General features: G+C 61.6%; 5 protein-coding genes. 4 read left to right on the top strand and 1 reads right to left on the bottom strand.

The window, feature by feature from the left end; translation table 11 throughout:
* Positions 1-1,035: U32 family peptidase (locus tag VJ604_RS15595; protein WP_324084099.1), on the bottom strand; the 1,035-nt coding region annotated here is incomplete at its 3' end.
* Between the two features lie 454 nt (positions 1,036-1,489).
* On the opposite strand from VJ604_RS15595, the gene VJ604_RS15590 reads away from it, so the two are divergent.
* The 4 genes from VJ604_RS15590 to VJ604_RS15575 all read left to right on the top strand — a co-directional run.
* A complete protein-coding gene (locus tag VJ604_RS15590) occupies positions 1,490-2,515 on the top strand; it encodes a LysM peptidoglycan-binding domain-containing protein (protein WP_324084095.1) in 1,026 nt (341 codons plus the stop codon).
* 177 nt (positions 2,516-2,692) lie between these two features.
* On the top strand, positions 2,693-3,772 hold the full coding sequence (gene dprA / locus VJ604_RS15585) for a DNA-processing protein DprA (protein ID WP_324084093.1): 1,080 nt from the start codon (positions 2,693-2,695) through the stop codon (positions 3,770-3,772).
* A gap of 37 nt (positions 3,773-3,809) precedes the next feature.
* The gene (gene topA / locus VJ604_RS15580; RefSeq protein ID WP_324084090.1) at positions 3,810-6,137 is read left to right on the top strand and encodes a type I DNA topoisomerase; all 2,328 of its coding nucleotides are present in this window, start codon (positions 3,810-3,812) and stop codon (positions 6,135-6,137) included.
* 403 nt (positions 6,138-6,540) lie between these two features.
* Positions 6,541-6,788 (top strand): FAD-dependent oxidoreductase (locus tag VJ604_RS15575; RefSeq protein ID WP_324084097.1); only part of this gene is annotated, 248 nt, incomplete at its 3' end.

Below are 6,788 nucleotides of genomic sequence, written 5' to 3'. Positions count from 1 at the left end.
TCCCTGCCCGATCAGTTCCAGCGTGTCGCCCACCTGCAGCCGGTTCCGCACCCCCAACACTGTCCCGCCGCAGGGCGCTTCGCCTTCCACCATGGCGACGAACTCGAAGTTCCTGACGTAGTCGGAGAGGTACTCGTGGTCAACGTCGCGGGGTTTTCCGAGCAGGAACCCGGTGGTGTAGCCGCGATGGCTAACCTTGCTCAACTCCTTGAGCCACTCGGGCTTAAGCCGGTAATTTTCCGGATCTTCCCAGTAACTATCAAGGGCGGCCCGGTAGATCCGAATCACGCTGGCGGCGTAGTAGATCCCCTTCATGCGTCCTTCGATTTTCAGCGAGTGAACGCCTGTTGCCACGATCTCCGGGAGCTGCTCGATCAGGCAGAGGTCCTTGGAGTTGAAGATGAAGGTGCCGCTTTCATCCTCGTGGATCGGGAAATACTGGCCCGGACGGGTCTCCTCCACGATGGCGTAGTTCCAGCGGCAGGGCTGGGTGCACTCCCCCTTGTTGGCGTCGCGGCCGGTCATGGCGCTGGAGAGGAGGCAGCGGCCGGAGTAGGAGATGCACATGGCTCCGTGCACGAAGACCTCGACCTCCAGGCCGTCGCAGTTTCTGACCGTCTCGCCGATCTCCGCCAGCGGCATCTCCCGGGCCAGGTTGACCCTTTTCACTCCCTGGCTCATCCAGAACCGGGCGCTTCTCCAGTTGGTGGTATTGGCTTGGGTGGAGAGGTGGATATCCCTATCCGGGAAGCGTTCCTTCAGGAGCGAGATAACGCCGGGGTCCGCCGCAATAAAGGCGTCCAGCTCGATCGGGGCGATCTCGTCGAGGTACTTCTCCAGGGAGGCGATGTCGTCGTTGCCGGGAAAGGCGTTGACGGTAAGGTAGAGCTTCACGCCGTGCCGGTGGGCGTACTCCACCGCCTCGGCCAGTTCGGCCACGGTGAAGTTGCCGGCCAGGTTCCTGAGGCCGAAGGCCTTGCCGCCCAGGTAGACGGCGTCCGCCCCGTAGCGGACGGCGACCTTGAGTTTCTCCATGTTGCCGGCGGGTGCCAGCAGTTCCGGCTTGCGTCGTTGCGCCGGGAGGTTTTCCTCCCTACCTGCGACCTTGGGGTCAGCAGTCAGAGTACCTGATCCTACTTCCATCTAGCTCAATGATCCCCGTTGCCTGACATTGGCAGTGTGGGCGGTGCCCACCCTACAGTCAGCGCTAAAATGAGTAACTATTTAAATTGATATGGGTGTTGCTCACCCTGTTTATAAAGCAAATTGCCACCCACCCTAACACAGAACCGGCAGGGAATGAACCCCCAAATAGGCGCTTTCTCCTTGACATTGATGCCGAAAAAGCTTTAATTGTGTTAAATTTTTGCTCTGGCTGCGCTATTTCGTATGGATTTCAGAGGGTTCCGGAACATAGGATCAGACACCCGAGCCGTGGGATCATCACGCCGGGAAGAGGCCGGGGCGCCCAAGCCCCCTCAAGGAGCGTATGAAAACCTGCTTTTTTGTAGCACTGTTATTTTTTGCCCTGGCAGCCCAGGCCGCACCAGTGGCCGCCCAATCGGAACAGCCTACCATCTACACCATCGTCCCCGGTGACACGCTCTGGGGGCTCTCCAAGCGGTTCCTGAACGACCCCTATTACTGGCCGAACATGTGGGCAGCCAACGGCACCATCGGCAATCCGCACTTCATCTACCCGGGGCAGCGGGTCCGCGTCTACAGCGACCGGATCGAGATCGAGCCTGCACCGGCAGCAGTCGCGCCGCAAGCTCCCAGTCAAGAGGCACCCAAAGAGGTTCCTCCCCCCCCGGTCCAGGAGGAGCAGCAGCCCTCGCCGTTCAGCGTCACCGGTAGCGAAGGGTTCATCATGGAGAAGTGGATGGCGCCGGCCGGCAGCATCATCTCCATCCCCCAGAACCGCGTGATGGTGGGGACCGATGATATTGTCTATACCGATATCGGCCGGGTCCATGGCGCCTTCGCCGGTGACCGTTTCTCCATCTACAAGAAGACGGGAGCCATCAGCCACCCGGTGACCAACGTGATCCTGGGAGACAGGGTGATCCCGCTGGGCGAGTTGCAGCTCTCGGAGGTGGAAAAAGACGCATCCAAGGCGATCGTCACCAAGTCCTATCAGGAGATCAGCCCGGGCTCTTTCCTGCTGCCGTACCGTGAAAAGAGGGTGACCGTTGCGCTGAAGGCCGCCGACCGCGACCTTACCGGCTATATCGTGGACAGCCAAACCGGCAATTCCGCCCTTGCCGTGCGCGACCTGGTCTTCCTCGACCTGGGGACGGCGCAGGGGGTACAGCCGGGCAACATGCTCTACATCGTACGCGATGTGAAACCCGACCAGCGCTGGGTGCTGTCGAGGATAGAGAAACTGCCGGTGGACGTGGTCGGCGCGGTGGTCGTTCTGCAGACAAACACCAACACCTCCACCGCCGTCATCGTGAAGAGCGTCGACACGATCTACCGTGGCGACCGCGTGGAAGTCAGGAAAAACAGGTAGTCCGGCCGAAGGGCACACTCCGGCCAGGGAAAACAGGTAGTCCGGCCGGACGTGAAGAACAACCGGTAGCTCGTTCTCAATAAAGACACCCGCCCTTCGGCCCGGCGTCCCCTCCCCTTCAAGGGGAGGGACAGGGTGAGGATGGGGTTCCGCAGGTAGTCCACAGGGGGTGACCCCATGGAGTACTACTACTGGTTCGCTCTCAAGTCGGTCCCGCTGGTGGGGAACGTCACCTTCCTGCGCCTGCTCTCCCATTTCGGGACTCCGGAGCGGGCGCTGTCGGCGAGCGCGCAGGAGCTCGCCCAGGTAAAAGGGTTGAGCAGGGCTGCCCAGGATTCCCTGCTGAGCCACGATTTTCACCCCTTCGCCAAGGAGGAGTGCGAGAAGCTCGCCAGCTCCAAGGCGCAGGTGGTCGACATCCTCTCCGAGCGCTACCCGCGCCTTTTGATGGAGATCCCCGACCCGCCGCCTTATTTGTACGTGCTGGGGGAGCTCAGAGGGAGCGAGACCGCGGTCGCCATAGTCGGCTCCCGGCGGGCGTCGCAGTACGGACTGGCCACCGCCACCAGGCTGGCCCGGGACCTGGTCTACCAGGGGCTGACGGTAGTGTCGGGGATGGCCCGCGGCATCGACACCGCGGCGCACTGGGGCGCCCTCAGGGGCGGAGGGCGGAGCATCGCCGTGCTCGGTTGCGGAATCGACGTGGTCTACCCTCCCGAAAACGGCAACCTGCACCAGGCGCTTGGCGAAGCGGGGGCCATCGTCAGCGAGTTCCCCATGGGGACCGCGCCCCTGGCCGAGAATTTCCCGCGGCGCAACCGCATCATCAGCGCCCTTTCCAAAGGTGTTGTCGTCGTGGAGGCCGGAGAGGCGAGCGGTTCGCTGATCACCGCCCACTACGCGCTGGAGCAGGGGCGCGAGGTGTTCGCGGTGCCGGGCAACGTGACCATGAGCGGCAGCCGCGGCTGCAACGGCCTCATCAAGGAAGGGGCGAAGCTCGTGGAGAGGGTGGAGGATATCCTGGAGGAGCTTTCCCTGGAGGTGAAGGCTCCCGCCGAACCGCTCAAGCCTCCCGTCTTTTCGCTCACCCCCCAGGAAGCCGAGATCTATGCGCTCCTCTGCCAGGGGCCGCTGCAGATCGATGACATTATCGTGCGGAGCGCGTTGACAGCGGGGGAGGTTTCCGCTACGTTACTGCGCTTGGAGCTGAAGGGAGCTGTCATGCAGCTGCCAGGAAAGCATTTTGCGGTAACATAGAGTACCGCTTTTACATAAATTACCAATCAGGTGACCCATGTCTCAGAACCTCGTCATAGTAGAGTCTCCCGCCAAGGCGAAGACCATAGAGAAATTCCTTGGGCCGGAGTTCAAGGTGCTGGCCTCCTTCGGGCACGTGCGCGCTCTCCCCAGCAAGCAGGGCTCGGTCGACATCGACCATGACTTCGAGCCGAAGTACGCCGTGCTCCCCGAGAGCAAGAAGCATATCGACGCCATCAAGAAAGAGATGAAGGGGATACAATCCCTCATGCTCGCCACCGACCCCGACCGCGAAGGGGAGGCCATCTCCTGGCATCTCTTAGCGGCGCTCGGGCTGGACGGCAAGAAGAAGCTTCCCTTCGAGATAAAAAGGGTGGTCTTCCACGAGATCACCAAGGACGCCATCTTGAACGCCGTCAGGAACCCGCGCGGCATCGCGCTCGACCTGGTGGACGCCCAGCAGGCGCGCTCCGTCCTCGATTACCTGGTCGGTTTCACCCTTTCTCCCTTCCTCTGGAAGAAGATCCGCTACGGTCTCTCCGCAGGGCGCGTGCAGTCGGTGGCCTTGAGGCTCATCTGCGAGCGCGAGAAGGAGATCCAGGCCTTCAACGAACAGGAGTACTGGACCATCGGGGCCAAGCTCGATACCAAGAAGGGGCAGTCCTTGACCGCAGGGCTGGTCGAGGCGGAAGGTAAGAAGCTCGCCAAGTTCGATATCCCCGACCGCGACACCGCTTTCCGCATCTTCGGCCAGCTGGGGGGGAAGGAATTCCCGCAGCAGCCGGATGACGCCGGCGCACCGCTGGTGGTCAAGGACCCGGTCAAGCCGGTCTACCGCGTCGAGAAGATCACCAAGAGCGAGAGGAAGCGCCAGCCGTCGCCCCCCTTCACCACCTCCACCCTGCAGCAGGAGGCCGCCAGGAAACTCGGCTTCTCCGCCAAGAAGACCATGTCCACCGCCCAGAAGCTGTACGAGGGTATCGACATCGGGGAAGGGGCGGTCGGTCTGATCACCTACATGCGTACCGACTCCGTGGTGCTCTCCAACCAGGCGCTGGACGAGGCGAAGGCGGTGATCAGCTCCCTGTACGGGAAAGAGTACGCGCTCGAGAAGCCACGCTTCTTCAAGAACAAGGCGAAGAACGCCCAGGAAGCGCACGAGGCGGTCCGCCCGACCTACATCTCCAAGACCCCCATCGAGCTGAAGAAGTTCCTCTCCTCCGACCAGTTCAAGCTCTACGACCTGATCTGGAAGAGGACGGTAGCCTGCCAGATGGCCGAGGCGCTCCTGGACCAGACCTCGGTGGACATCTCCGCGGGCGAAGGGTTCAAGTTCCGCACCGCCGGCACCGTGATCCGCTTCCCGGGCTTCATGAAGCTCTACATCGAAGGGGTGGACGACGAGGTCGAAGAGAAGGAAGGGCTCTTGCCGCCGCTCAACGAGGGGGATGTCCTCAACCTGCAGCAGCTTCTGCCGGAGCGCCACTTCACCCAGCCGCCGCCGCGCTACACCGAGGCGACCCTGGTGAAGACCCTGGAAGAGTACGGCATCGGGCGCCCCTCCACCTACGCCTCCATCATGAACACCCTGACCGAGCGCAAGTACGCGCGCCTGGACAAGAAGCGCTTCTTCCCCGAGGACGTGGGGATGGTGGTCTCCGACCTGCTGACCAACCACTTCACCCAGTACGTCGATTACAACTTCACGGCCAACCTGGAGGAGGAGCTGGACATGGTCTCCAGGGGCGAGAAGCACTGGCGCCCGCTGTTGCAGGAGTTCTGGGGACCGTTCATCAACCTCTTGAAGCTCAAGGAAGGCGAGCTGCACAAGTCTGATCTGACCACCGAGGCGACCGACGAGGTCTGCCCCGAATGCGGCAAGCCGCTGGTGGTGAAGCTCGGCAAGTTCGGCAAGTTCTACGCCTGCACCGGCTATCCGGAGTGCCGCTACATCAGGCCGCTCGACAAGGAGACCGGCGAGGTGGTCGAGCCGGTGATCTCCGAAGAGGTCTGCGACAAGTGCGGCAGCAAGATGCTGATCAAAGACGGGCGTTTCGGTAAATACCTCGCCTGCTCCGCCTATCCCAACTGCAAGAATATCCAGCCGCTGGTGAAGCCCAAGGGGACCGGGATCACCTGCGTCGAGTGCGGCAAGGGAGAGCTGATCGAGAAGAAGTCCAGGTTCGGCAAGCTCTTCTACTCCTGCAACCGGTATCCCGAGTGCAAGTTCGCCCTCTGGGATCTCCCCGTGCAGCAGAAGTGCCCGAAGTGCGGTTTCCCGCTGCTGGTCAAGAAGGTCTACAAGCGCGAGGGCGAGTTCCTGAAGTGCCCCAAGGAAGGGTGCGACTACAAGAGCAACGCGTAATATCGCATCGCCCCTCACCATCCCTCAATCAGGTTCCCCCCTTGATAAAGGGGGGACAGGGGGGATTGCAGTTCTGTAAGTCCAAGGAGAGCTGAGACAAGCTACAAAAAGTGGAAGAAAAACAAAGAGTGTTTCACGCGGGGTCTCTTTACGGACCCCGCTTTTATTTGGTCGGAAGAGGTAACCCCATCCTCACCCCGACCCTCCCCCCGCCTTCGCTCAAGGCTACGGCGGGCAGGCTTTGAAGGGGAGGGGGAGCCGAAGTGAAGTTGTGAGTGTGCAGTATCACGTGTAGTCAGATCGCGAATCTATAGAGCTAACCGCTCTTTCTAAAAGTCCCTTCCCCTCGCGTCCCTCCCCTTCAAGGGGAGGGACAGGGTGAGGATGGGGGTGTGGGGTAACGATAGTGCAAGAAGTGACAATAATCGGTGGCGGCCTCGCGGGGTGCGAGGCGGCGTGGCAGGTGGCGAAGCGCGGCGTGAAGGTGAAGCTTTACGAGATGAAGCCCGCGGTGTTCTCGGAGGCACATCAGCTGCCGGGACTGAGCGAGCTGGTCTGCTCCAACTCGCTACGCGGTGACTCCCTGGAAAACGCGGTGGGGCTTTTGAAAGAAGAGATGCGCCGGCTGGATTCCCTCTTCATGGAGGGGGC

The organism is Geomonas sp., assembly GCF_035254065.1.
Lineage (GTDB): Bacteria > Desulfobacterota > Desulfuromonadia > Geobacterales > Geobacteraceae > Geomonas.
The sequence above is the reverse complement of the archived record's forward strand: the minus strand, read 5'-3'. Positions and strand labels throughout refer to the sequence as shown.

Coding starts and splice junctions, on each gene's coding strand:
- VJ604_RS15590 (WP_324084095.1), top strand. CDS start 1,490: ATGAAAACCTGCTTTTTTGTAGCACTGTTATTTTTTGCCCTGGCAGCC.
- topA (WP_324084090.1), top strand. CDS start 3,810: ATGTCTCAGAACCTCGTCATAGTAGAGTCTCCCGCCAAGGCGAAGACC.
- dprA (WP_324084093.1), top strand. CDS start 2,693: ATGGAGTACTACTACTGGTTCGCTCTCAAGTCGGTCCCGCTGGTGGGG.